This window comes from Prescottella equi (genome assembly GCF_002094305.1).
Taxonomy (GTDB): Bacteria; Actinomycetota; Actinomycetes; order Mycobacteriales; family Mycobacteriaceae; genus Prescottella; species Prescottella equi.
In genome coordinates this window covers 121246-146955 of sequence record NZ_LWTX01000007.1, presented here as the reverse complement: position 1 = coordinate 146955, position 25710 = coordinate 121246, and the positions used below count along the sequence as shown (strand labels likewise).

The following is a 25710-nucleotide window of genomic DNA, read 5'->3' as shown; positions in this document are numbered from 1 at the left end:
CTCGAGGCCGAGCGCACCGCTCACCAGACCAGGCGTACCAGGTAGCGCTCGGCGTAGCGGCGCACGGCGGCCTGATCCGAAAGATCCAGCTGACCGCGAGGATCGAGCATCAACGACACCGCGATGCGGACGAGGATCTCGGAGACCGCGCGCAGGTCGTCGTCGGACATCGTGACGCCGCTGCGCCGCAACGCCCCGGTGACCTGCGCCGCGGCCTGCGCGATCGGCGCGCCGTCGGTGCGGCTGCTGAGCCCGAGGATCATCTCCGGTTCGCTCTCGAGGATCCGGGCGATGAGCGGAATCTCCTGTGCCATGCGGACCCCGCGGGTGAAGCACTCGATCACCGCGCCGTGCGGATCCCGGTTCTCGGCGACCCGGTCCAGTGCCCCGAAGAAGAGCGCGGTCTCGCGCATCAGCAGGGTCTCGACGAGGGCATCCTTGTTCGGGAAGCGCCGATAGAGGGTACTGCGGGAGATGCCCGCCCGGCGCGCGATGTCGTCCATGTTGGTGCGCCGGATCCCGTAGCGCTCGAACTCGTCCCGCGCGGCATCGAGCATCACCTGCTCGGGTGACGCGGACGTCGTGGAGGGTTCGGCTGGCGTGGGCATCAGGGGGAGCATATCGGCTGCCGGAGATCGTCATCGCGATCCCCGCAGCGGTCGCATCCGGACGGGTAGGTGATCCTTGGGGATCGGCAACGTCGAGTTGTCGAGCTTCCACACGTAGTCCTCGGGCACCGACCACTCGTACCGCAGCAGCAGGTTGTGCATGATCGTCTTGATCTCCATCTGCCCGAAGTAGAGGCCGATGCACTTGTGGACGCCGCCACCGAACGGCATCCAGGCGAAGCGGTGCACTCGATCCTCGGCACGCTCGGGTGAGAACCGGTCGGGGTCGAACCGCTCCGGGTCCGTCCACAGGGCCGGGTCGTGATGGCTGACCATGCCGATGGCGCTGACATAAGTGCCCTTCGGGATGAAGTGGCCGCAGATCTCGGTGTCCTGGACGGCCCGGCGGGGTAGTCCGGGGACGGGAGCGTTCAGCCGCAGGGACTCCTTCATGATCGCGTCGAGCACGGTGAACCGGTCGAGCGTGTCGTACGAGATCTCGGGTGGGAGTTCGCGGGACTGCTCGCGGGCCGCGGCCTGCCACTCGGGGTGCTTGGCCATGTAGTACGCCATCGTGGTGAGCGTGATGGTCGAGGTGTCGTGCGCCGCCATCAGGACGAAGATCATGTGGTTGACCACGTCCTCGTCGCTGAAGGTGTGGCCGTCCTCCGACTGTGCGTGGCACAGCACCGAGAACAGGTCGGGGGTCGCGGTAGCGCGCTTCGCCGGCAGGTGCCGGTAGAAGAACTCCTCGAGTATCCGGCGCCCGGCCAGCCCGCGCGACCACTTGGTGCCCGGAACGTTCTTGCGGACGATCGACAAGCCCGCCGCGACGCAGTCCACGAAGGCCTTGTTGATCCGGTCCGCCTCGTCGCGAGGCAGGTCGAGCCCCAGAAAGATTTCGAGCGCCAGATCCAGCGTCAACTGTTTGAACTCGTCGAGCAGCCGGATGCGGTCCCCGAGCGGGAAGTGCGCCACGCGATCAGCGAGCATCGGCTGCATGTCCTGCAGGTAGCCCTTGAGGTGCGTGTTCGTGAACGCCTGCTGCATGATTCGCCGATGGTGGCGGTGCTCCTCGAAGTCCATCAGCATGATCCCGCGGCGGAAGAACGGCCCGATCAGGAAACCCCAGGCGGGTTCGTTCGCGAACGCCTTCTGCCGATTCATCGCGACCGCCTCGGCGCCGTCGGCGGTGAGAGGGATGACGAACTTCAGTCCGAATGCGTTGAGGTATGTGATGTCGCCGAACAACTCTCGGCGACGGGCCACCATCGCGATCGGATCACGGACGAAGCGCAATACCTCGATCACGCCCGGATCGCCTGTGCCGCGAATGGGTTTCAGATCGCTGCCCGCGGGAACCGGGGCCAACTGCTTGTTACGCATGAGCACTCCTGGGCGTTCGCTGTGGGATCAGGCCGGTCGGTTGTGCAGAGGACGGGGATCGACGCCGACTCGCCGCCACGCGTCGCGAGCCCAGGGGAGGTAGAGCGCGCCGAGCGGGAGCCGGTTGAACACCGGATTCAAGGCGCGCATCGTCGCCGCGAACCGGCGGAAGCGCCTCTCCTTCTTCGCGTTCCACTCCAGCCCGCAGACCTCGCGCATCTGGTCCGGAAGGGTCCCGACGACGATGTTGCGGGTGAACGCATCGATCGGCGCGGACAGGACGGCCCACACCGGTGCCGGGATGCGCCGCGGCCGCGGGACGCCCTTGCGGATGTAGCCCGTCGCGTACACGATCGTCTTCGTCGCGACGAACCGGTCGAGCATCGCGTTCCAGTAGTCGACGAACTCCTCGTACGTCTGCGGCTCGTTGCGGGCACTCACGCCGTACAGCGCATACCAGCGCTTGCTCTCCTCGAAGATCCGGACCTTCTCGTCGTACGAGAGGCGCCGGATGAACGTGTCGGTGACGTACAGGACCTGATCGACGAATGTCGCGTGCGCCCAATAGAAGAGCTCGGGGTTGAGCGCGTGGTAGCGGGACCCGTCGGAGATCGTGCCCTTGATGGAGCGGTGGAAGTCGCGGACGGTGCGGCCCCAGTGATGGGGATCCTCGCTGTAGACGGTCTTCATGATCGGCGGCCCGCTGCGCCGTGCCCGCCCGAGGGTGTCCGAGAAGATCACCGAGTGGTCCTCGACGGCTTTGCCGAGCTGTTCGATGCAGTTCTCGGTGCCGGCCAGTCTCTGGAAGCCGAGGAGTCCGCGGACGTCGCCGTAGAACTTCCAGACCAGTGAATCGGGCCCGAGTGGAAGGGAGTGCTCGGTGGTGTGGTCGTCGACGAGCACGGGTTCGGCTTCGCGGATGAGGGCGTCGAATGCCGAGTCGGAACGAGGTGACGTCATGAGTGCCTTCTGCCGAGGGTGGGACAGTGGAACAAACATGTATCTCTGTGTCAGAACGTAGCAGTGAGTGATCGGCGGGACAAGATTTCCGGAGGATTTCCCGCAACGGCGCGCGGTCTGGCGCACAGTGGACGTGGAGGACCCGATCCGGGTGCCACATCCACACTGCGGAGGGCGAGGACATTGGGTGAACTGCTGCTGAACCCGCGCGACTACGACCCCGTGGACCTCGATCCGAACACGCGCCGCCTGCTGCGTGCGACGATCGCCTGGTTCGAGTCCCGGGGTAAGCGGCGGCTGCTCCAGGACGACCTCCACGCGGTTTGGACGGGGGACTTCCTCGACTTCGTGGGGCACGAGAAGCTGTTCGCGACCTTCCTCACGCCCGCAGCCGACTCGCACGGCGACCCCAACAAGCGCTGGGACGCCGCCCGGAACGCGGCGCTGAGCGAGATTCTCGGTTTCTACGGACTCGCGTACTGGTACCTGTGGCAGGTGACGGTGCTCGGCCTCGGACCGATCTGGATGAGCGCCAACGCCGCGGCCCGGGAGCGTGCTGCCGAGCAACTCGACGCCGGCGGCGTCATGGCGTTCGGGCTGTCCGAACGCGAGCACGGCGCCGACGTCTACTCCACCGACATGCTGCTCACCCCGCAGGACTCGGCCGGCAGCGGGGACGCGGTGTTCCGTGCGAACGGCACCAAGTACTACATCGGCAACGGCAACGTGGCCGGCATGGTGTCCGTCTTCGGCCGTCGCACCGACGTGGAGGGCGCGGAAGGGTACGTGTTCTTCGTCGTCGACAGTCGACACCTGCACTACCGGCTGATCGACAACGTCGTGCACGGGCAGATGTACGTCAGCACCTTCGCGCTCCGCGACTACCCGGTTCGTGAGCAGGACATCCTGCACACCGGGCCGGATGCGTTCTCCGCGGCTCTCAACACCGTCAACGTCGGCAAGTTCAACCTGTGCACCGCGTCGATCGGCATGTGCGAGCACGCCTTCTACGAGGCGATCACGCACGCGCACAACCGGATTCTGTACGGCAAGCGCGTCACCGATTTTCCGCACGTGCGGGCCAACTTCGTCGACGCCTACGCCCGGCTGATCGCGATGAAGCTGTTCAGTGCTCGCGCCGTCGACTACTTCCGCAGTGCAGGTCCCGAGGACCGCCGGTACCTGCTGTTCAACCCGATGACGAAAGCGAAGGTGACGTCGGAAGGCGAGACGGTGATGGCGTTGCTGCACGACGTGATCGCCGCCAAGGGCTACGAGAAGGACACGTACTTCCGGGAGGCTGCCGAACTGATCGGCACGCTGCCGAAACTCGAGGGCACTGTGCACGTCAACGTCGCACTCATCCTCAAGTTCATGCCCAACTACCTGTTCGCGCCCGCCGAGTATCCGGAGGTCGGCACCCGCACCGACGCCACCGACGACGACTTCTTCTGGCGGCAGGGCCCGGCCCGGGGTTCGGGAAAGGTGCAGTTCCACGACTGGACCCGCGCATACGTCGAACACGGCGACATTCCCGACGTCGCGCGGTTCCACGAACAGGCGCTCGCTTTCCGTGAACTGCTCGCGACCGCCGGCCCCGACGAGGCCCAACTCGCCGACCTCGACTTCCTGCTCACGCTCGGCCACCTCTTCGAGTTGGTGGTCTACGGACAGCTGATCCTCGAGCAGGCCGACATCGTCGGGCTCGACCGGGATCTCCTCGAGCAGATCTTCGACGTTCTCATCCGCGACTTCTCCGGCCACGCGGTGGCGTTGCACGGCAAACCGTCGTCGACGCAGGCACAACAGGAGTGGGCGCTCGGCGTGATCCGCAAGCCCGTGGTGGACGCCGCCCGATTCGAACGGGTGTGGGAGAAGGTGGCCGCGTACGACGGCGCCTACGAGATGCGTGGCTAGATCGGCCGTGGTCAGCGGTCGGTGTCGGCCGAACGGATGACGGGTGCCCGTTTCGCCCGTAGGGTGTGACCCGCGCAATCGATACCGACCGCCGAATCCGGGGAGACACAGGCGAATGCAGAAGCTGAGAACAATCGTGGTCGCGGCTGCCGTGGCCGCACTACCGGTGGTGGCCGCGGTGCCGGCGAACGCCGCATCACTGAACATTCCGGGGCTCATCAGTCAGGGCATCGACACCCTGGAATACACGGCGGCGTCCGGGATCTCCGACACGGTGTCCTCGCTGGCTCAGTACACCGCCGCGCACACCTATCTCACCACCGGCGATCCGGCCTCCCGGTACATCGTGGTGCTGGGTGCCCGCCTGAACGCCGACGGGTTGCTGCCCGCCGTCCTCAACTCGCGACTGAACACGGCCGCCGCGATCGCCCGTCTGCACCCGGCGAACAAGGTGATCGTTTCCGGCGGCCCGACACAGCCGCTGCCGTACACCGAAGCGCAGGCGATGCTGGCCGGACTCGTGCTCCGGGGCGTCAATCCCGCGAACATCGTCCTCGACAACGATTCGTTCTCCACCGTCGACAATGCGCGCAACACCACCCAGATCCTGTCCGCCGCAGGGGCGGACGGTGCCGTGCTGGTGACCTCGGCGTCGCACATCGACCGTGCGCTCGCCACCTTCCAGTCGGCGTCCGGCCAGTTCCGGTACGTGCCTGTCGCAGCCCCCGGGTTCTGATTCGGGACAGGAACTTCAGTTGACCTGCAGCGGAACGGGGTTCGTCCAGTACGGCGGAATCTCCCGGGCGAGACCGTCGGCGAGCTTCGTTCCGTTGCTCGACTGATTGCACGGTCCGGACCAGCGGACCTGCACCGGCGGGCCCGACGCGTAGCGGAAGGTGGTCCACACGATCGTCGTGGCGTCCGAGGCCGCCGGGCCCCCGCAGCGCCGGGGATCGGTCGGTCCTGCCGCGTTGAGGGCATCGACCAGGGCGTCGAGTTCGGTGCCCTCGACACGCCCGGCGGAGGCCGGCCGCGGGGAGCTCGGGGCCGCTTCGCCACCGGCCTTCTCGTAGCGGCACACCTCGGCGAACAGTGGGGTGTCGGGGACCATGGACTCGGCGACGCCGGGCCGGGCGGAGACGAACTCGACAGTGCCCGTGGGACACGCCACCGGCGCCGCATCCGCTGCAGAACGTCCGGAGTCCGCGCATCCGGTGGCTCCCAGAATCACACCCGCGCACAGCGCTGCCGTGCCCGCCCCCGCCGTGACGCGTGTGGACACCGTCGTTTCCCCCATGGTCGGGAGACTAGCGGCAACCCGGGTCCCGGAACGCCCGAATCTGAGTCGGTTCCCCGTGTGGCCGGGGGAGCGGCCGTAGCATCTGGATCGTGGCCAATCCGACCGTGCGCTCCGAAGACTCCGTGACGCTGCGCGTGCTCGTCTACAGCAGCGACGCCTCGACGCGGGAGCGGGTGATCTCTGCGCTGGGCACACGCCCGCACCCGGATCTGCCGGAATTCGCGTACCTCGAGGTCGCAACCGCCCCGGTGGTCGTCCGCGAACTGGACGCAGGCGGCATCGACCTGGCCGTGCTCGACGGCGAAGCGCAGCCGGCCGGCGGGATGGGCATCGCCAAGCAACTGCGCGACGAACTCGACGCGTGCCCGCCGATCGTGGTTCTCACCGGCCGCGCCGACGACCGATGGCTGGCCGACTGGTCGCGGGCGGACGGGGTCGTCGGACACCCCATCGATCCGTTCGCGCTGGCCGAGACCGTGGTGGGGCTGCTGCGTCCGGCGTGACGTGGGCGCGTCCCTCCCGTGTCGGTCCCGTTGCCGGAAGACTCGCGGGTAAAACCGAAGCCAAGCCGGGGGGCAATCTGGGTAGGCTGAGGCGTAGATCACATTCGGCGGGTGGGTTTTCCTGATTGCGTGATTGTGCGTCGTCCCTGGCTACCCGCCGTCCGTGCTCGCGACCGGAGGAGCTGAGGCAGGGTGAACGCCTACGTGCCGATTCTCGTGTTGGGCGCCATCGCGGTGGCGTTCGCGGTCTTCTCCGTGTTCGTCGCCTCGGCGGTGGGACCCGCGCGGCGCAATCGCGCGAAGCTCGAGGCGTACGAGTGCGGCATCGAACCGATGCAGCAGCCCGGCGGGCGGGCCGGTGGACAGCGGATCCCCGTGAAGTACTACCTGACGGCGATGTTGTTCATCATCTTCGACATCGAGATCGTCTTCCTGTACCCGTGGGCCGTCCACTTCGACGCCCTCGGTGTGTTCGGTCTGGCCGCGATGGCGGTGTTCGTCTTCAACGTGTCCGTCGCCTACGTCTACGAGTGGCGTCGTGGGGGTTTGAGCTGGGACTAGCGGATCTCGAGGTGATCGCGGAGCGGAGGTGATCGAAGGATGGGGCTCGAAGAGAAGGTGCCGGGCGGTTTCCTGCTGAGCACGGTCGAGACCGTGGCCGGCTACGCCCGCAAGGGTTCGCTGTGGCCCGCGACGTTCGGCCTCGCGTGCTGCGCGATCGAAATGATGGCGACCACGTCCGGGCGCTACGACCTCGCCCGCTTCGGGATGGAGGCCTTCCGTGCCTCGCCCCGACAGGCCGATCTGATGATCGTGGCCGGGCGGGTGAGCCAGAAGATGGCCCCGGTACTGCGCCAGGTCTACGACCAGATGGTCGAGCCCAAGTGGGTCCTCGCCATGGGCGTGTGCGCGTCCTCGGGTGGCATGTTCAACAACTACGCGATCGTGCAGGGAGTCGACCATGTCGTCCCGGTCGACATCTATCTGCCGGGCTGCCCGCCGCGACCCGAAATGCTGCTCGACGCGATTCTCGCGTTGCACGCGAAGATCCAGGACACACCGCTCGGCGTCAACCGCGAGGAGGCGGTGCGGGCGGCGGAGACGGCGGCACTGGCGGCGCGGCCGGTGGTCGATCTCGGCCTGCCGGGGCATACGGCGGAGGCGGTGCGGTGATGGCGATCGACCACGACGGTGCACTGGGCGGGCCCGATCCGGAGGCGACGGCGGGTCCCGAGGGGACCGTGCCGCCCGAACGCGTCGCCGGCGGCGAGATGATCGGGCTGCGGCAGGGCATGTTCGGCGTCGGCGGCACCGGCGACACCTCCGGGTACGGACGCCTCGTCCGGCCCGTCACGCTGCCCGGTAGCACGCCGCGCCCGTACGGAGGGTGGTTCGACGAGTTCGTCGACGCTCTGGCCGACGCGCTCGACACCGTCGGCGTGCACTTCGACGACGCGATCGAGAAGGTGGTCGTGTTCCGTGGTGAACTGACGCTGCACGTGCGACGCGAGTACCTGCCCACCGCCGCGCGACGCCTGCGCGACGATCCGGCGCTGCGCTTCGAGTTGTGTCTCGGAGTGAGCGGAGTGCACTACCCGCAGGATCCGGGTCGCGAACTGCACGGGGTGTATCCGCTCATGTCCGTCACCCACGGGCGCCGGGTCCGCCTGGAAGTGGCTGTGCCCGATGCCGACCCGCACATCCCGTCGTTGTACGGGGTGTACCCGACCACCGACTGGCACGAGCGCGAGACCTACGACTTCTTCGGGATCGTCTTCGACGGTCACCCTGCGCTCACCCGAATCGAGATGCCCGACGACTGGACGGGGCACCCGCAGCGCAAGGACTACCCCCTCGGCGGCGTTCCCGTCGAGTACAAGGGGGCGAAGATCCCGCCGCCGGACGAGAGGAGGGCCTACCAGTGAGCCGTCCGAGTGGGCAGTCCGACCGGACCGACAACGGCGATGCAGTGTTCACCGTCGGCGGTCAGGACTGGGACGAATTGGTGGACGCCGCGTCCGAGGCCCACCAGGCCGGTGCCGAGCGCATCGTCGTCAACATGGGTCCGCAGCACCCGTCGACGCACGGCGTCCTGCGGCTGATCCTCGAGATCGAGGGCGAGACCGTCACCGAGGCGCGCTGCGGAATCGGCTATCTGCACACCGGAATCGAGAAGAATCTCGAGTATCGCAACTGGACGCAGGGCGTCACGTTCGTCACGCGGATGGACTACCTGTCGCCGTTCTTCAACGAGGTCGCGTACTGCCTGGGCGTCGAGAAGTTGCTCGACATCACCGATCGGATCCCCGAACGGGCGACGGTCGTGCGGGTGTTGTTGATGGAGCTGAATCGGATCTCCTCGCATCTGGTCGCCCTCGCGACGGGCGGCATGGAACTCGGGGCGATCACCCCGATGCTGTTCGGCTTCCGGGAACGCGAACTGGTCCTCGACATCTTCGAGATGATCACGGGGCTGCGGATGAACCACGCGTACATCCGCCCGGGTGGGCTGGCGCAGGACCTGCCCGACGGTGCCGTCGCCAAGGTGCGTGAGCTGCTCGACCTGATGCCCCGGCGGTTGCGCGATCTCGAGGACCTGCTGAACGAGAACCCGATCTGGAAGGCGCGTACCAGGGGGATCGGGTACCTGGACCTGACCGGTTGCATGGCACTCGGGGTCACCGGGCCGGTGCTGCGCGCAACCGGACTTCCCCTGGACGTGCGGCGCTCGGATCCGTACTGCGGTTACGAGACGTACGAGTTCGACGTCGTCACCGACACCGGCAGTGACTGCTACGGCCGCTACCTCGTGCGGGTGCAGGAGATGGCCGAGTCGCTGAAGATCGTCGAACAGTGCCTCGATCGACTTCGGCCGGGTCCGGTCATGGTGGCGGACAAGAAGATCGCGTGGCCTGCGGATCTCGCCGTCGGCGCCGACGGGCTCGGGAACTCGCTCGAACACATCCGGCGGATCATGGGTACCTCGATGGAGGAGCTGATCCACCACTTCAAGCTCGTCACCGAAGGATTCCGGGTCCCGCCCGGGCAGGTGTACGTGCCGGTGGAGTCGCCGCGTGGCGAACTGGGCGTGCACATGGTCAGCGACGGCGGTACCCGCCCCTTCCGGGTGCACTACCGCGACCCGTCGTTCACGAATCTGCAGGCGGTCGCGGCGATGTGCGAGGGCGGGATGGTCGCCGACGTCATCGCGTCGGTCGCCAGCATCGACCCAGTCATGGGGGGAGTGGACCGATGACCGAATCGCGTGCCACGGAACCGGTGTTCCTCGAATTGGGGCCGCGTCCGCACGAGCGGGCCGCGTACCCGCCCGACGTCGTGGCCCGGCTCGCCGCCGACGCGGACGAGATCATCGCCCGCTACCGGGCACCGGACGACGTGCCGCCGGGGACCGCGCGCTCCGCACTGCTGCCGCTGCTGCACCTCGTCCAGGCCGAGGACGGTCACGTCTCCCAGGCCGGAATCGAGTTCTGCGCAGCACAACTCGGACTCACCGCCGCCGAGGTGACGGCGGTCGCGACCTTCTACACGATGTACCGGCGCGAACCGACCGGCACCTATCACGTCGGAGTGTGCACCAACAGCCTGTGCGCGGTGATGGGTGGGGACGCGATCCACGCGGCGCTGCGCGAGCACCTCGGTATCGGAGACGGTGAGACCACGCCGGACGGCGCGATCACCCTCGAGCACATCGAGTGCAACGCGGCCTGCGATTTCGCGCCCGTCATGATGGTGAACTGGGAGTTCTTCGACAACCGGACGCCCGAATCGGCGACCGCGGTGGTCGACGCCCTGCGGGCAGGTGAACGAGTCACGCCCACCCGCGGCGCGCCCCTGTCCTCGTTCCGCGACACCGCGCGCATCCTCGCCGGGTTCCCCGACCGTCGGCAGGGCGCGCTGGAATCGGGCGGGGGAGCCGGGCCGGCCACACTCGCGGGGTTGCACTCCGCGCGTTCGGAAGCCGCGACGCCGCTCACCCCGGTGCTGAGCAGTCACTGGGACGAGGACCGGTCGTGGACTCTCGACGCGTACCACGGTCACGACGGGTACACCGCGCTCCGCAAGGCCCTTCGGATGAACCCGGACGAGGTGATCCAGACCGTCAAGGACGCCGGATTGCGTGGCCGCGGCGGCGCCGGATTCCCCACCGGCATGAAGTGGTCGTTCATCCCGCAGGATCCGGCGACCGACGGAACCGCGAAGCCCCACTACCTGGTCGTCAATGCCGACGAGTCGGAACCGGGTACGTGCAAGGACATTCCGCTGATGTTCGCGACCCCGCACACGCTGATCGAGGGAGTCGTCATCGCGGCGTACGCGATCCGGGCCGCGCAGGCGTTCGTCTACGTGCGCGGCGAGGTGGTGCCGGTTCTGCGGAGGCTGCAGGCAGCGGTGGCCGAGGCCTACGACGCGGGGTATCTCGGTCGCGACATCCTCGGTTCGGGCTACGACCTGGACATCGTCGTCCACGCCGGGGCCGGGGCATACATCTGCGGCGAGGAAACGGCGCTGCTCGACTCGCTCGAGGGGCGGCGGGGGCAACCCCGGCTGCGACCGCCGTTCCCCGCCGTCGCCGGTCTCTACGCCAGCCCGACCGTCGTCAACAACGTGGAGTCGATCGCGAGTGTCCCGCCGATCATCCTCCGCGGACCGGAATGGTTCCGGGGCATGGGCAGCGAGGCGTCGCCCGGGTTCACGCTGTATTCGCTCTCGGGTCACGTCACCCGGCCCGGACAGTACGAGGCCCCGCTCGGGATCACGTTGCGGCAGTTGCTCGACGTCGCGGGGGGCGTGCGCGCGGGGCACCGGCTCAAGTTCTGGACCCCGGGCGGCTCGTCGACGCCGCTCCTCACCGACGAACACCTCGACGTACCGCTCGACTACGAGGGGGTGGCGGGTGCAGGATCCATGCTCGGCACCAAGGCGCTGCAGATCTTCGACGAGACGACGTGCATCGTGCGCGTGGTACTGCGCTGGACGCAGTTCTACGCGCACGAGTCCTGCGGCAAGTGCACCCCGTGCCGTGAGGGCACCTACTGGCTCGTGCAGATCCTCGAGCGCCTCGAGCGCGGCGAGGGCAGTGCGGAGGACCTCGAGAAGTTGCTCGACGTCTCGGACACGATCCTCGGCAAGTCGTTCTGTGCGCTCGGTGACGGCGCGGCCAGCCCGATCATGTCGTCGCTGAAGTACTTCCGCGACGAGTACGTCGCGCACGTCGGGGGCCGTGGGTGCCCGTTCGACCCGAACGCCTCCGCGCTCGTCGCCACGGTCCCCACCGGACCGGAAGGGAGGAGATCGTGACCGTCAACATGGGGTCCGACGCGTCGGGCCAACCGGTGCCCTCGGACCGCGTCACACTCACGATCGACGGTGCGGAGGTCACCGTACCCAAGGGGACGCTCGTGATCCGCGCCGCCGAGGGAATCGGCATCCAGATCCCGCGGTTCTGCGATCACCCGCTGCTCGATCCGGTCGGAGCGTGCCGACAGTGCCTCGTCGAGGTCGAGGGCCAACGCAAGCCGCTCGCGTCGTGTACCACGGTCGCGACCGACGGCATGGTGGTCCGTACACAGGTCACCTCCGAGGCCGCCGACCGCGCCCAGAAGGGCGTCATGGAGCTGTTGCTGATCAACCATCCTCTGGACTGCCCGGTGTGCGACAAGGGCGGCGAGTGCCCGCTGCAGAACCAGGCGATGTCCAGCGGGCGCGCGGAGTCCCGCTTCGATGGCGTCAAACGCACCTTCCCCAAACCGATTCCGCTGTCGAGTGAGGTGCTGCTGGACCGCGAGCGGTGCGTGCTGTGTGCGCGCTGCACGCGGTTCTCCCGGCAGGTCGCCGGAGATCCGATGATCGAGCTGCTCGAGCGCGGCGCCCTGCAGCAGGTGGCCATCGCCGACGAGGAGCCGTTCGATTCCTACTTCTCCGGGAACACCGTCCAGATCTGCCCGGTGGGCGCCCTCACCGGAGCCGCCTACCGATTCCGGGCCCGGCCGTTCGACCTGGTGTCGACGCCGAGTGTCTGCGAGCACTGCGCGAGCGGGTGCGCGCAACGCACCGACCACCGTCGTGGCACGGTGCTGCGCCGACTCGCCGGGGACGATCCCCAGGTCAACGAGGAGTGGAACTGCGACAAGGGCCGGTGGGCATTCACCTACGCCCGCGAACCGGACCGGTTGGAGACCCCACTCGTGCGCGATCCCGGCGGCGGGCTACGGCCGGCGTCCTGGCCGGAAGCGATCACGGTCGCAGCGCGCGGGCTCGTCGCCGCGACCGGCCGGGCCGGGGTGCTCGTCGGTGGACGCGCCACGTACGAGGACGCCTACGCCTACGCGAAGTTCGCACGCGTCGTGCTCGGCACCGGCGACGTCGACTTCCGCGCGCGGCCGCATTCCGCCGAGGAATCCGCCTTCCTCGCCTCCCATGTCGCGGGCCGCGGTCTCGGCCCGGAGGTCGTCACGTACGACGACCTCGAGAATGCGTCCGCCGTCGTGCTCGTCGCGTTCGAACCCGAGGAGGAGTCGCCGATCGTCTTCCTGCGGCTGCGGAAGGCGGTGCGCACCGGGCGCGCGGTGATCCTCTCGATCGCGCCCTTCGCGAGTCGTGGGCTCGACAAGATGTCCGGGCGCCTGCTGCGCGCCGTGCCGGGCGACGAGCCGGCGATCCTCGACGAACTCGCCGGGTCCGATTTCCTGCGTCGTCCCGGCGCAGTGATCGTGGTCGGGGAGCGCGCGGCCGCTGTTCCCGGCACCCTCACCGCCGTCGCGGCCCTCGCGGCCGAGACCGGGGCCCGGGTGGCCTGGATTCCGCGGCGGGCAGGGGAGCGCGGCGCCCTCGAGGCCGGGGCGCTCGCGGGCCTGCTCCCGGGTGGACGGCCGATCGCCGATCCCGAGGCCCGCCGGCAGGTCGCCGACGTATGGAACGTCCCGGACCTGCCCGTTGGTTCGGGACGCGACACCGCCGGTGTACTCACCGCCGCGGCGTCCGGCGCGATCGGCGCACTCCTCGTCGGCGGTGTCGATCCGAACGATCTTCCGGACCCACGTGCGGCTCTCGCCGGGCTGGACGCCGCGGACTTCGTCGTGAGCCTCGAACTGCGGCACAGCACCGTGACCGACCGCGCCGACGTCGTGTTCCCGGTCGCGCCGGTCGCCGAGAAGTCCGGAAGTTTCGTGGACTGGGAGGGCCGGGTGCGGCCGTTCGAGACGGCGCTGCCCCGCACCGGAGCGCTGCCCGACCTACGGGTGCTCGACGCCATCGCCGCCGAGGCGCGCCGGCCGCTGAGCCTGCCCGACGTCGCGGCGGCCCGCGCCGAACTCGACCGCCTCGGTCCGTGGCAGGGAGCGCGCGTGCCGATGTCCGGGACGGCGCCGTCGGCGACACCCGAACCCGGCCCAGGAGAGGCCGTCCTGGCGGGGTGGCGGATGCTGCTCGACGCGGGCCGGATGCAGGACGGTGAACCCTTCCTGGCAGGCACCGCGCGACCGCCGGTCGTTCGGCTGTCCGCCGACTGTGCCGCCGAACTCGGGGTGCGTGAGGGCGATCCGGTGACGGTCGCCACCGACAGAGGGTCGGTGACGTTGCCGCTCGCGATCACCGATCTGCCCTACCGGGTGGTGTGGTTGCCGATCTGCTCGCCCGGGTCCGAGGTGTATCGGCAACTCGGAGCGCAGATCGGGGACGTGGTCCGGATCGGGCCGTCGGCGGACGACGGCGTCGCCGGCTCGCTCGTGGAAGGCGAGGTCGCGCGATGAACACCCTGGCTGCCGCCGACCTGTCGATGTTCGGCCACGACCCGTGGTGGCTCGTGGTGGCGAAGGCGCTCGGCATCTTCGTCTTCCTCGTGCTGACCGTGCTGCTCGCGATCTATCTCGAACGGAAAGTGCTGGCGTGGATGCAGATGCGCGTCGGCCCCGACCGCGTCGGCCCGCACGGAATCCTGCAGTCCCTCGCCGACGGCGTCAAACTCGCGCTCAAGGAGGGCATCGTCCCCGCCGGCGTCGACAAGCCCGTCTACCTGACAGCACCGATCATCGCGGTCGTGCCCGCCTTCATGGCGTTCGCGGTGGTCCCGTTCGGGCCCGAGGTCTCGATCCTCGGACACCGGACGCCGTTGCAGCTCACCGATCTCCCGGTGGCGGTGCTCTACATTCTCGCGGTCACCTCCGTCGGCGTGTACGGCATCGTGTTGGCCGGCTGGGCGTCGGGCTCGACGTACCCGCTCCTCGGCGGGCTCCGGTCCACCGCCCAGGTCATCTCGTACGAGGTCGCGATGGGCCTGACGTTCGCAGCCGTCTTCCTCGACGCCGGGACGATGTCCACGTCGGGCATCGTGGCCGCCCAGGAGGGGCACTGGTACGTCTTCTTGTTGTTGCCGGCCTTCCTCGTGTACGTGACGTCGATGGTCGGCGAGACCAACCGGGCGCCGTTCGACCTCCCCGAGGCCGAGGGCGAACTGGTGGGCGGATTCCACACCGAGTACTCGTCGCTGCGGTTCGCGATGTTCATGCTGGCCGAGTACGTCAACATGGTCACCGTCTCCGCGCTCGCCGCCACGATGTTCCTCGGCGGCTGGCACGCGCCGTGGCCGCTGAACATGTGGGACGGCGCCAACTCCGGGTGGTGGCCGCTGCTGTGGTTCACGATCAAGGTCTGGGGTTTCCTGTTCGTGTTCATGTGGCTGCGCGCCACGCTCCCGCGCCTGCGCTACGACCAGTTCATGAACCTGGGCTGGAAGGTCCTCATCCCCGTCGCACTCGCCTGGGTGATGGTGGTCGCCACCGTCCGGGCCCTGCGCAACGAAGGTTACGAGTCCCGCTGGATCGTGCTGGTTGTCGGCGGCGCAGTGGTGGCCCTCGGGCTGCTGGCGGGGCTCTACCGCAGGCTCCGCGCCACCCGCGCCGGTGACGACGGCGCAGCGCCCCACGACACCGGCACCCCGTTCGATCCGTCGGCCGGCGGCTTCCCGGTGCCGCCGTTGCCGGGGCAGGATCCCCGCCCCGCCCATGCCCTCGTGCGGTCGGCACCTACCGGAATGGAGGATTCCGATGCCTGAGTTCCTCGACTCCGTCGCCGGATTCGGCGTGACCTTCTCGACCATGTTCAAGAAACCCGTCACGGAGTTCTACCCCGAGCAGAAGGCGCCCACCGCGGAGCGCTATCACGGTCGACACCAACTCAACCGGCATCCCGACGGGCTGGAGAAGTGCATCGGCTGCGAACTGTGCGCGTGGGCGTGCCCGGCCGACGCGATCTACGTCGAGGGCGCCGACAACACCGAAGAGGAGCGCTACTCGCCGGGTGAACGGTACGGACGCGTCTACCAGATCAACTACCTACGTTGCATCGGCTGCGGGCTGTGCGTCGAGGCCTGCCCCACGCGAGCACTGACGATGACGAACGAGTACGAGATGGCCGACGACAACCGCATCGACCTGATCTACGGCAAGGATCGCCTGCTCGCGCCGCTGCAGGCCGGGATGCAGGCGCCGCCGCACCCCATGGCTCCCGGCACCACCGACGAGGACTACTACCGCGGATCCGTGTTCGGCGGCGCGGCCGAGTCGGTGCCCGGATCCGAGGAGGTGACGTAGTGGACGCCGCGACCGCACAATCGACCGCGCTACTGGCCGCCGAGGTCTTCACCCGGACGTCCACCGGTGAGGCCGTCCAGTTCTGGATCCTCGGTACGGCAGCGGTGCTCGGAGCGCTCGGAGTGGTGTGCGCGCCCAAGGCCGTCTACTCGGCGATCTGTCTCGCGATGACCATGATCGTGCTCGCGGTGCTCTACATCGCGCAGGGTGCACTGTTCCTCGGCGTCGTCCAGGTTGTCGTCTACACCGGCGCGGTCATGATGCTCTTCCTGTTCGTGCTCATGCTGATCGGGGTCGACAGCTCGGACTCGCTCGTGGAAACCCTGCGCGGGCAACGGATCGCGGCCGTCGTGGCCGGACTCGGGTTCGGTCTGCTGCTGATCGGTGGGCTCGGCAACGCCACCGTCGGGGTCCTCCGGTCCGGCGAAGTGGGTTTCGTCGGACTGGACCAGGCCAATTCGGCGTCGGGGGGCAACGTGGAGGGCATCGCCGAACTCGTCTTCATCCGGTACGTGTGGGTGTTCGAGATGACCGGGGCACTCCTGATCACCGCCACGATCGGCGCGATGGTGCTCGCGCACCGCGAGCGTTTCGAACGGCGCCTCGGTCAGCGCGAGATGTCGAAGCAACGGTTCCGGGACTGGGGCGCCGACGAATCCGCGCGGGTCACGCCCCTGCCGAGCCCCGGCGTCTACGCCCGGCACAACGCTGTGGACCTGCCCGCGCGTCTGCCCGACGGGACGTACTCGCGCGAGTCCGTCAGCCGGATCCTCACCCCGCGCAGCCCACGAGCCGCGATCGAACGGTCCGATGGGGAGGAGTCCCGATGAACCCGGACAACTACCTCTACCTGGCCGCGCTGCTCTTCACGATCGGCGCCGCGGGAGTGCTGCTGCGGCGCAACGCGATCGTCGTGTTCATGTGCATCGAATTGATGCTCAACGCCGCGAACCTCGCGTTCGTCACGTTCGCGCGGATGCACGGCAATCTCGACGGCCAGGTGTTCGCGTTCTTCACGATGGTGGTCGCCGCCGCCGAGGTCGTCATCGGACTCGCGATCATCATGACCATCTTCCGGACCCGCCGATCGGCCTCGGTCGACGACGCCGACCTGCTGAAGTACTGACATGAACGGGGGGACGGGAATTCACGCACTCATCTGGCTCCTGCCGGCTCTGCCGCTGACCGGCGCCGTCGTCCTGCTGCTCGCGGGCCGCCGCAGCGACCGCTGGGGGCACCTGCTCGGGTGCGCCGCCACCCTCGCGTCGTTCGTGGTCGCCGTGATGCTGTTCGTCGACATGGTGGGCCGCGCGGACTCGGACCGGGTCGCCCGGCAGCACCTCTTCTCGTGGCTGCCCGTAGCCGGACTCCAGGTCGACTTCGGGCTGCGCCTCGACCAACTGTCGATGTGCTTCGTGCTGCTCGTCACCGGCGTCGGATCGCTCATCCACATCTACTCCGTCGGCTACATGAAGACGGACCCCGGACGACGACGGTTCCTCGCGTACCTCAATCTCTTCCTCGCCGCGATGCTGCTGCTCGTGCTCGCCGACAACTACCTGGGTCTGTACGTCGGCTGGGAGGGGGTCGGTCTCGCGTCGTACCTGCTGATCGGCTTCTGGCAGTACAAGCCGAGCGCGGCAACGGCCGCGAAGAAGGCGTTCGTGGTCAACCGCGTCGGCGACATGGGCCTGATGGTCGGGCTCATGATCATGTTCGCGACGTTCGGATCGGTGTCGTTCGCCGACGTCCTCGGTGGTGTCGGAAGCGGCGACACGTCCGGCGCGAGCGGGGGAGTGACCACCGCGCTCGGACTGCTCCTGCTGCTCGCCGCGTGCGGCAAGTCGGCACAGGTACCGCTGCAATCCTGGCTCGGCGACGCGATGGAGGGTCCCACCCCGGTGTCGGCGCTCATCCACGCAGCCACCATGGTCACGGCCGGCGTCTACCTGATCGTGCGGTCCGGGCCGATCTACGAGGCGGCGCCGGGAGCTCAGGTGGCGGTGGTCCTGGTCGGCGCCGTGACCCTGCTGTTCGGCGCGATCATCGGGTGCGCGAAGGACGACATCAAGAAGGCGCTCGCGGCCTCGACGATGAGTCAGATCGGCTACATGGTCATGGCAGCCGGACTCGGCCCCGCCGGCTACGCGTTCGCGATCATGCTGCTGCTCGCGCACGGGTTCTTCAAGGCGGGGCTGTTCCTCGGCGCCGGATCCGTCATGCACGGCATGGACGACGAGACCGATATGCGGCGTTACGGCGGTCTGCGCACACTCATGCCGATCACGTTCGCCACCTTCGGACTCGGCTATCTCGCGATCATCGGGATTCCACCGTTCTCGGGGTTCTTCTCCAAGGACAAGATCATCGAGGCGGCCTTCGGCTCCGGCGGGATCGGGGGGACGGCTCTCGGCACGGTCGCGCTGATCGGCGCGGGGCTCACTGCGTTCTACATGACGCGCGTGATGCTGATGACGTTCTTCGGGGAGAGGCGGTGGAATCCGGGGGCACACCCGCACGAGTCGCCCGGTGTGATGACCGTGCCGATGATCGTGCTGGCCGTCGGATCCGTTGCCGCCGGCGGACTGCTCGCGGTCGGCGGCACGCTCGAGCACTGGCTCGAACCGGTCTGGACGGAGTTCGGCGGCGCGGCCGAGCACGGTGAACTCGCGGTCCCGGTGTGGGTGGTCACCGCCGTCACACTCGCTGTCGTGCTCATCGGCGCCGGAATTGCGTACCGGCAGTACGGAACTCGGCCGGTGCCGGTGGTGGCTCCTGCCCAGGTGTCGGCGGTGACGGTCGCAGCGCGGCGTGACCTCTACGGCGACGACGTCGACGAGGCCGTCTTCATGCGTCCCGGTCAGCGCCTGGTGCGGGGACTGACGGTGGTCGAGGACAAGGGGATCGACGGCGCCACCGGCGGTGTCGGTGCCGTGCTCGGGCTGTTGTCGGTGGCGCTTCGCCGGCTGCAGACCGGGTTCGTGCGCTCCTACGCCCTGTACATGTTCGTCGGCGCGGCGTTCGTGGTCGCGGCGGCACTGGTGGGGAGGGTGTCATGAACGGCTTTCCCTGGCTGACCGCCCTGTGGCTCCTGCCGCTCGCGGGAGCGGTGACGGCCGCAGCATTGCCGGCTCGTCGGAAGACGGCGGCCCGGTGGCTCGCACTCGTGGTGGGTTCGGCGACACTCGCGATCGCCGTGCTACTCGCGGTGCGCTTCGAACCGGGCGGCGAGCGGTACCAATTCGTCGAATCCCATTCCTGGATACCGGCGTTCGGGACCCGTTACGATCTGGGCCTCGACGGCATCGCGCTGGCGCTCGTACTGCTCACCGCGGTCCTCGTTCCGCTCCTGCTCCTCGCCGGCTGGCGAGACGTGGACGCCGACGACACCAGACCCCGTGCCACGCACCTGTACGTTGCACTGATCCTCGTGGTCGAGTCGATGGTGCTGATGTCGTTCCTGGCCCTCGACATCCTGCTGTTCTACGTGCTCTTCGAAGCGATGCTGATCCCGATGTACTTCCTCATCGGCGGATACGGCCAACCGGGTCCGGGCCGCTCGCGGGCCGCGGTGAAGTTCCTGCTGTACAACCTCCTCGGCGGTCTGATCATGCTGGCCGCGGTGATCGGCCTGTACGTCGTGACGGCCGGGGCGGACAGCCCGTTCACGTCGGGCACCTTCGATTTCCGTGCGATCGTCGACGCGGTGTCGACCGGTGAGCTGACGATGAGCGGCCACGTGGCGAACGCCCTGTTCCTCGGTTTCATGTTCGCGTTCGCCGTCAAGGCGCCGCTGTGGCCGCTGCACAGCTGGCTGCCCGACGCGGCCGTCCAGTCCACCCCGGTGACCGCGGTGTTGATGATGGCCGTCGTCGACAAGGTGGGCACCTTCGCGATGCTGCGGTACTGCCTGCAGCTCTTCCCCGACGCCGCACAGTACTTCGCGCCCCTGGTCGTGACGCTCGCGGTCGTCAGCATCGTCTACGGCGCACTGCTCGCGATCGGCCAGACCGACGTCATGCGGCTGATCGCGTACACCTCCATCTCCCACTTCGGTTTCATCGTGCTCGGCGTGTTCGCGATGACCAGTCAGGGACAGAGCGGTTCCACGCTCTACATGGTCAACCACGGGTTCTCCACCGCCGCACTGATGCTGGTGGCGGGATTCCTCGTCACGCGGCGCGGCACACGGGTCATCGCGGACTACGGGGGCGTGCAGAAGGTGGCGCCGCTGCTGGCCGGCACCTTCCTGATCGCCGGGCTGGCCACCCTGTCGCTGCCGGGCCTCGCGCCGTTCGTCAGCGAATTCCTCGTCCTGATCGGCACCTACACCCGATACCCGGCGGCCGCCGTCGTCGCGACCGTCGCACTCGTCCTCGCGGCCCTGTACGTGCTGTGGCTCTACCAGCGGATGATGACGGGACCCGTCGCCTCCGGCACCGACCGGATCCGGGACCTCCGCCGCCGCGAACTCGTCGTGGTCACGCCGCTGATCGCCTTGCTCCTGGTCCTCGGGGTGTACCCGAAACCGATTCTCGACGTCGTCACCCCCGCGGTCGCCGACACGCTCACCACGATCGACCGCCAGGACCCGGCACCTGTCGTCGCCGAACAGGACGGAGGTGAACCCCGATGAATCCCACGGTGTTGCCGGCCCCCAGCATCGAGTACAGCCTGCTGTCGCCGATGCTGATCGTCTTCGGTGCGGCGGTTGTGGGCGTGCTGGTCGAGGCGTTCTGGCCGCGGCGGACGCGCTACACCGCCCACCTGGTGCTCACCTTCGGCGCACTGGGCTCGGCGGGCATCGCGGTGATCGCGCTCGCGGGCACGAGGCAATCGGCCGCGGTCGGATCGGTCGCGATCGACGGGCCGACGCTGTTCCTGCAGGGCACCGTCCTGTGCGTATCGCTGCTGTCGGCGCTGCTCGTCGCCGATCGCGGACTCGACCGCGCCGCAGCGTCGGCGGAGTCCGTCTCGGTGGGCGCACGCGGCGTGGATGCCTTCACCCCGCGTGCCTCGGCGGTGCCGGGCAGCGATGCCGAGCGGGAGGCCGTCCGGGCGGGCGTGACACAGACCGAGGTCTTCCCGTTGGCGCTCTTCGCGATCGGCGGCATGCTGCTGTTTCCCGCGGCCGACGACCTGCTGACCATGTTCGTTGCGCTCGAGGTGCTCTCGCTGCCGCTGTACCTGCTGTGCGGGCTGGCCCGGCGCCGACGTCTGCTCTCGCAGGAGGCCGCGCTCAAGTACTTCCTGCTGGGTGCGTTCTCGTCGGCGTTCTTCGTGTTCGGGACGGCTCTGCTGTACGGCTACGCCGGAACCGTGGACCTCCCGGGGATCGGCCGCGCCGTCGAGGAGCAGGCGAACGACGTGCTCCTCGCCCGGATGGGCCTGGCGATGCTGTCGGTGGGTCTGTTGTTCAAAATCGGCGCGGTGCCCTTCCACTCGTGGATCCCCGACGTGTACCAGGGAGCTCCGACGCCGATCACCGCCTTCATGGCGTCAGCGACGAAGATCGCCGCATTCGGGGCGACGCTACGTGTCTTCTACGTGGCCGTGCCGGGACTGAGCGTGGACTGGCGCCCCGTGCTGTGGGCGGTCGCGATTGTCACCATGCTGGTCGGCGCGCTGCTCGCGATCACACAGTCCGACGTCAAAAGAATGCTCGCGTACTCGTCGGTGGCACACGCCGGGTTCATCCTCACCGGCGTGATCGCCGGCAACGACGAGGGTATCTCCGCGTCGCTGTTCTACCTGCTGGCGTACGGCTTCAGCACGCTCGGTGCGTTCGGCGTGGTGTCACTGGTGCGGGACGCGTCGGGGGCCGAAATCACCGCCCTGGCGCGCTGGGCGGGGCTGGGCCGTACGTCGCCACTGCTCGCCGCGACGTTCGCGCTGCTGCTGCTGTCGTTCGCCGGTATCCCGCTCACCAGTGGGTTCATCAGCAAGTTCGCCGTGTTCGAGGCCGCCGCGTCCGGCGGGGCGGTGCCGCTGGTGATCGTCGGCGTCGTCAGCAGTGCCGTCGCTGCGGTGTTCTACGTCCGTGTCATCGTGCTGATGTTCTTCGCGGATCCCCCCGAGGACGCGTCGCCGGTCGTGGTGGTTCCGAGTGCGCCGACGGTGGCCGCGGTCGCTGTCGCGGCGGTGGTCACGCTGGTGCTCGGGATCGCGCCCCAGCCCGTCCTCGACCTCGCCGAACAGGCGGCGCACTTCCTGGTCTGAGGCGAGCCGCGAAGAACGAAGAGCGCCGGCGGACACCGTATCGGATGTCCACCGGCGCCGGTCGCTGCGGTATCAGGATCCGAAGTTGAACCCGCCGCCGCCCTGGCCGCCGCCGTTCGCGCCACCCGTTGAACCGGCGGCAATGCCGTCGCCGCCTTCCGAGCCGAATCCGAAGTTGGCGCCGAACATCGCGGAGAGCAGGGCGTTGAAGATCGCGGAGATGGACATCGTGGCTCCTATGTGTCGCTCGATCCAAGGTCGACACCGGACGGTGTCGACTGCCATTGCATCCCGTGCGCACCGTCCGTGGGAGCGATCAGTGGTGGCTTAGGGGGCAATTGGGGGGGATCGGTAGGGGATCGACCCGGGGTACCCGCATGCGTGACGAATCCCCTACCCGTCACCCCTGATTCGGGCAATCCGAATACGAAGTCAGTCGATGTCGCCGACCGCAGCGGCGAGGCTGTTGCCGAACGCGCACACCGAGAGTTCGGCGAGCGCCGGATCCCGGTCGGCGTGCTGCGGTGCCTCCATCGCGACCAGGGTGTTGAGCAGCATGCCGTTCGCGATGAACGTGCGCGCGTGCTCGGGGGTGCATCCGGTACGAGTGCGGATCTGGGTGTAGATCTTGGCCATCCAGTCCCGGGCCTGCGCGCCGATCTCGGGCGTCGAGCCGGCCGCGAAGCCGTGCATCATCACGAGCAGCAGGTCGCGATCGGCCAGCAACTCGGTGTAGGTGGCGCCCATTTGGGCCCAGAGTTCCTCGTTCTCGGGATCCTCGGCGACGCGGTCGAGAGCGGGGTCGAAGGCGTCCATTATCCGGCCGATGGCGTGGGCGAAGACCTCGCGGAACAGGTTGGCCTTGGTGCCGAACATTCGGACCACGTACGGCTGGGACACCCCGGCTTCCTTGGCGACCGCGTCGGTGCTGGTGCCGTGGAAGCCACCTCGGGCGAATGCCCGTGTCGCGGCGGCGAGCACCAGCTCACGCCGGGCCTCGGCGCTCATCCGGGTCTGTTTCTCCGCCTTTTCCGCCGTCGACATGTTGACAGGCTATCACTCGATAACTAGCGTCGACGAAGTTAAGTAATCATTCGATGCTTACAAACGTGGTTTCCGGTACATCTCCGCTCGACAGATCCACGCCGATTCCGTCCTCAGGCCTCAGGAGCCGACATGACGACCCTCTCCGATCCACTCGATCCACCGTCTTCCGAACCGGCCGCCGTGCCGCCGCGTGCCCGGTCGGTACCCGTCTGGCTGGCCATCGTCGCCGCCTCGGTCCCGATGTTCATGGCGACGCTCGACAACCTCGTGATGACCAGCGCCCTGCCGGTCATCCGCGACGATCTCGATGCGTCGGTCGGCCAGCTGCAGTGGTTCATGAACGCCTACACGCTGGCCTTCGCGACGCTCATGTTGTCGCTGTCCACGCTCGGCGACCGGCTCGGTCGCCGTCGCGTATTCCTCTGGGGCATAGCGGTGTTCACGGCCGCGTCGATCGCGTCTGCTCTCTCGACCAGCCCGGAGATGCTCATCGCGGCCCGGGCGGTCCAGGGAGTCGGTGCCGCCGCGGTCATGCCGCTCTCGCTGACTCTGCTCGCGGGTGCCGTTCCGATCGCGAAGCGCGCTCTCGCCATCGGGGTGTGGGGTGGAGTTTCCGGACTCGGCGTCGCGCTCGGTCCCGTCGTCGGTGGTGCCGTGGTGGACGGGGTCTCGTGGCAGGCAGTGTTCTGGCTCAATGTCCCGGTTGCGGCACTGGCGGTGCCCCTGGTGCTCTACGCGCTGCGGGAGTCGACGGGCCCGCGGCAGCCGCTCGATCCGATGGGCGTGCTGCTCTCCGGAGGGGCGGTGTTCCTCGGAGTGTGGGGGATCGTGCACGGCAACGACGACGGCTGGACCAGCGTGTCGGTGCTCGGCACCCTCGTCGCTGCGGTGCTGCTGCTGGTGGCCTTCGCGGTGCGGGAGTGGCGGGCCGAGTTCCCGGTGATGCCGCTGCGGTTGTTCCGGTCCCGGCAGTTCTCTCTCGCGAACGTCATTGCGCTGACATTCACTCTCGGCATGATGGGCGCGGTGTTCCTGCTGTCGCAGTACCTGCAGATCGTGTCCGGGTACAGCCCCTTCGCGGCGGGACTGCGGACACTGCCGTGGACGGCGGCGCCGATGGTGGTCGCGCCGATCGCGGGTCTGCTCGCGCCTCGCGTGGGATTGCGGGCGCTGCTGGTGACCGGACTGGTACTGCAGGGATTGTCGCTGGTGTGGATGGCCGGGCTGATCGAGCCCGGGGTGCAGTACCCCAGTCTCGTCCCGGCATTCGTGATGGCCGGTGTCGGAATGGGATTGACCTTCGCGCCCACGGCGACGGCGGTGCTGGCGGACATGAGGGAAGCCGATCACGCGACGGCCAGCTCGATCAACTCGACGTTGCGTGAGGTGGGCGTGGCGCTCGGTATCGCGATCCTGACCGCCGTGTTCCTCGGGGCGGGTGGCAGTCTCACGCCGGCCGGGTACACGGACGCGCTGGCACCGGCGCTGTACGTGGGGGCGGGGTTCGTGGCGGTGGCGGTCGCCGCGGCAGCACTGATGCCACCGCGGCGAGCCGCGGAGTCGGAAGGTGCGGATCAGCCTTCGGTGACGACGGTGCCGTCGGCGAGTGGGCGGGTCATCGACCACAGTGTGATCGACTGACACTTCGACATCTTCCATTCGCCGTTCTCGACGACGTATTCGTCGACGTACTCGATGGAGCGAACGGTCTCGGTGTTGTCGATGAGGTTGACCTGGCGGAAGGCGAGTGTCCACTTGCCTTCCGCCAGTTCGTCGCTGCGGAGCGTGATGTCGGGGTGGAAGGCGTGATGCATGTCGAGGATGACGTTCCTACCGTCGACCTTCTGGAGTGCGATGTTGCGGAAGACCTCGGCGATGGGGTCGGCGTCGTCGAACTTGCCGAGCGGGCCGTAGTCGATCAGGGCGCCGCGGTCGATGAAGCAGGCGCGGAAGGTGTCCGCGTCCTTCGCGTCGCATGCTCGCAGGTAGCGGTGCTTGAGTGCCTTGATGGCCTCGATCCGTTCGAGGTCGTCGAGGCGTTGTTCGATGGAGCGTTCCGTCATCACGGGGTTTCCTCTCGGTTGCGATCTGTGTCACAGAACCTAGGGGCTGCAAGACGATTCGCGCGAGGCTTTCCCGCTCAGTGGAGAACGCCGGTGGTG

At 68.2% G+C, this 25710-nt stretch carries 24 protein-coding genes; 17 read left to right on the top strand and 7 right to left on the bottom strand.

The features are described from left to right. Positions 1–20: 20 nt before the first annotated feature. From A6I89_RS17680 to A6I89_RS17670, 3 genes are read right to left on the bottom strand one after another with little or no spacing between them, the layout of a single operon-like run. A complete protein-coding gene (locus A6I89_RS17680) occupies positions 21–620 on the bottom strand; it encodes a TetR/AcrR family transcriptional regulator (protein WP_005513826.1) in 600 nt (199 codons plus the stop codon). Positions 621–638: 18 nt separating this feature from the next. Beyond that, positions 639–1994, bottom strand: a complete 1356-nt coding sequence (locus A6I89_RS17675; RefSeq protein WP_022595356.1) for a cytochrome P450 — start codon at positions 1992–1994, stop codon at positions 639–641. Positions 1995–2021: 27 nt separating this feature from the next. Then, on the bottom strand, positions 2022–2954 hold the full coding sequence (locus A6I89_RS17670) for an oxygenase MpaB family protein (RefSeq protein ID WP_022595358.1): 933 nt from the start codon (positions 2952–2954) through the stop codon (positions 2022–2024). A 183-nt stretch (positions 2955–3137) separates the two neighbouring features. On the opposite strand from A6I89_RS17670, the gene A6I89_RS17665 reads away from it, so the two are divergent. Together A6I89_RS17665 and A6I89_RS17660 are read left to right on the top strand one after the other, a co-directional pair. Next, positions 3138–4871 (top strand): acyl-CoA dehydrogenase family protein, encoded by a 1734-nt coding sequence (locus A6I89_RS17665; RefSeq protein ID WP_022595360.1) that lies wholly within the window; start codon positions 3138–3140, stop codon positions 4869–4871. Between the two features lie 115 nt (positions 4872–4986). Then, complete coding sequence (locus tag A6I89_RS17660; RefSeq protein ID WP_013415732.1) at positions 4987–5607, top strand: YdcF family protein; 621 nt, start codon at positions 4987–4989, stop codon at positions 5605–5607. A 15-nt stretch (positions 5608–5622) separates the two neighbouring features. Here the strand turns inward: A6I89_RS17660 and A6I89_RS17655 are convergent, their stop codons facing one another. After that, entirely contained in the window at positions 5623–6168 is a 546-nt protein-coding gene (locus tag A6I89_RS17655; protein WP_044990865.1) for a hypothetical protein, read from the bottom strand. Between the two features lie 92 nt (positions 6169–6260). Here A6I89_RS17655 and A6I89_RS17650 point away from each other — a divergent pair, with 92 nt between their 5' ends. The 14 genes from A6I89_RS17650 (at position 6261) to nuoN (ending at position 22501) form a co-directional block, all read left to right on the top strand. Continuing rightward, positions 6261–6674, top strand: a complete 414-nt coding sequence (locus tag A6I89_RS17650; protein ID WP_022595363.1) for an Rv3143 family two-component system response regulator — start codon at positions 6261–6263, stop codon at positions 6672–6674. Positions 6675–6866: 192 nt separating this feature from the next. Further along, on the top strand, positions 6867–7235 hold the full coding sequence (locus tag A6I89_RS17645) for an NADH-quinone oxidoreductase subunit A (RefSeq protein ID WP_005513819.1): 369 nt from the start codon (positions 6867–6869) through the stop codon (positions 7233–7235). Between the two features lie 39 nt (positions 7236–7274). Further along, positions 7275–7847, top strand: coding sequence for a NuoB/complex I 20 kDa subunit family protein (locus A6I89_RS17640; protein ID WP_005513818.1), 573 nt, complete (start codon positions 7275–7277; stop codon positions 7845–7847). 23 nt (positions 7848–7870) lie between these two features. Further along, entirely contained in the window at positions 7871–8599 is a 729-nt protein-coding gene (locus A6I89_RS17635) for an NADH-quinone oxidoreductase subunit C (protein ID WP_390893137.1), read from the top strand. Further along, positions 8596–9930, top strand: a complete 1335-nt coding sequence (nuoD, locus tag A6I89_RS17630) for an NADH dehydrogenase (quinone) subunit D (RefSeq protein ID WP_013415736.1) — start codon at positions 8596–8598, stop codon at positions 9928–9930. Before A6I89_RS17635 ends, nuoD begins: the two co-directional genes overlap by 4 nt. Next, positions 9927–11993 (top strand): NADH-quinone oxidoreductase subunit NuoF, encoded by a 2067-nt coding sequence (nuoF, locus tag A6I89_RS17625; protein ID WP_022595368.1) that lies wholly within the window; start codon positions 9927–9929, stop codon positions 11991–11993. The genes nuoD and nuoF overlap by 4 nt, the downstream gene beginning before the upstream one ends. An 8-nt stretch (positions 11994–12001) precedes the next feature. Then, positions 12002–14443 (top strand): NADH-quinone oxidoreductase subunit G, encoded by a 2442-nt coding sequence (locus A6I89_RS17620; protein ID WP_044990879.1) that lies wholly within the window; start codon positions 12002–12004, stop codon positions 14441–14443. Then, complete coding sequence (gene nuoH, locus A6I89_RS17615; protein WP_060934572.1) at positions 14440–15744, top strand: NADH-quinone oxidoreductase subunit NuoH; 1305 nt, start codon at positions 14440–14442, stop codon at positions 15742–15744. The genes A6I89_RS17620 and nuoH overlap by 4 nt, the downstream gene beginning before the upstream one ends. After that, positions 15737–16282 (top strand): NADH-quinone oxidoreductase subunit NuoI, encoded by a 546-nt coding sequence (gene nuoI / locus A6I89_RS17610; protein ID WP_044990881.1) that lies wholly within the window; start codon positions 15737–15739, stop codon positions 16280–16282. The genes nuoH and nuoI overlap by 8 nt, the downstream gene beginning before the upstream one ends. Then, on the top strand, positions 16282–17112 hold the full coding sequence (locus tag A6I89_RS17605) for an NADH-quinone oxidoreductase subunit J (RefSeq protein WP_022595382.1): 831 nt from the start codon (positions 16282–16284) through the stop codon (positions 17110–17112). The genes nuoI and A6I89_RS17605 overlap by 1 nt, the downstream gene beginning before the upstream one ends. Then, positions 17109–17408, top strand: a complete 300-nt coding sequence (gene nuoK, locus A6I89_RS17600) for an NADH-quinone oxidoreductase subunit NuoK (RefSeq protein WP_005513807.1) — start codon at positions 17109–17111, stop codon at positions 17406–17408. The genes A6I89_RS17605 and nuoK overlap by 4 nt, the downstream gene beginning before the upstream one ends. 1 nt (position 17409) lies before the next feature. Next, positions 17410–19341, top strand: a complete 1932-nt coding sequence (gene nuoL / locus A6I89_RS17595; protein ID WP_022595384.1) for an NADH-quinone oxidoreductase subunit L — start codon at positions 17410–17412, stop codon at positions 19339–19341. Next, positions 19338–20918 carry an NADH-quinone oxidoreductase subunit M gene (locus A6I89_RS17590; protein ID WP_022595386.1) on the top strand — a complete coding sequence of 527 codons (1581 nt, stop codon included), beginning with the start codon at positions 19338–19340 and terminating at the stop codon, positions 20916–20918. Before nuoL ends, A6I89_RS17590 begins: the two co-directional genes overlap by 4 nt. Then, positions 20915–22501 (top strand): NADH-quinone oxidoreductase subunit NuoN, encoded by a 1587-nt coding sequence (gene nuoN / locus A6I89_RS17585; protein ID WP_022595388.1) that lies wholly within the window; start codon positions 20915–20917, stop codon positions 22499–22501. Before A6I89_RS17590 ends, nuoN begins: the two co-directional genes overlap by 4 nt. A 72-nt stretch (positions 22502–22573) precedes the next feature. Here nuoN and A6I89_RS24705 read toward each other — a convergent pair whose 3' ends face one another. Together A6I89_RS24705 and A6I89_RS17580 are read right to left on the bottom strand one after the other, a co-directional pair. Continuing rightward, positions 22574–22729, bottom strand: a complete 156-nt coding sequence (locus tag A6I89_RS24705) for a hypothetical protein (protein WP_157349028.1) — start codon at positions 22727–22729, stop codon at positions 22574–22576. A 204-nt stretch (positions 22730–22933) separates the two neighbouring features. Further along, on the bottom strand, positions 22934–23545 hold the full coding sequence (locus A6I89_RS17580; RefSeq protein WP_022595390.1) for a TetR/AcrR family transcriptional regulator: 612 nt from the start codon (positions 23543–23545) through the stop codon (positions 22934–22936). Between the two features lie 132 nt (positions 23546–23677). Between A6I89_RS17580 and A6I89_RS17575 the strand changes: the two genes are divergently transcribed. After that, positions 23678–25189 (top strand): MFS transporter, encoded by a 1512-nt coding sequence (locus A6I89_RS17575; protein WP_022595392.1) that lies wholly within the window; start codon positions 23678–23680, stop codon positions 25187–25189. On the opposite strand, the gene A6I89_RS17570 is transcribed toward A6I89_RS17575, so the two are convergent. Continuing rightward, positions 25123–25611: a nuclear transport factor 2 family protein gene (locus A6I89_RS17570; protein WP_041674156.1), complete on the bottom strand. Its 489-nt coding sequence runs from the start codon at positions 25609–25611 to the stop codon at positions 25123–25125. The genes A6I89_RS17575 and A6I89_RS17570 overlap by 67 nt on opposite strands. Positions 25612–25710 lie beyond the last annotated feature (99 nt).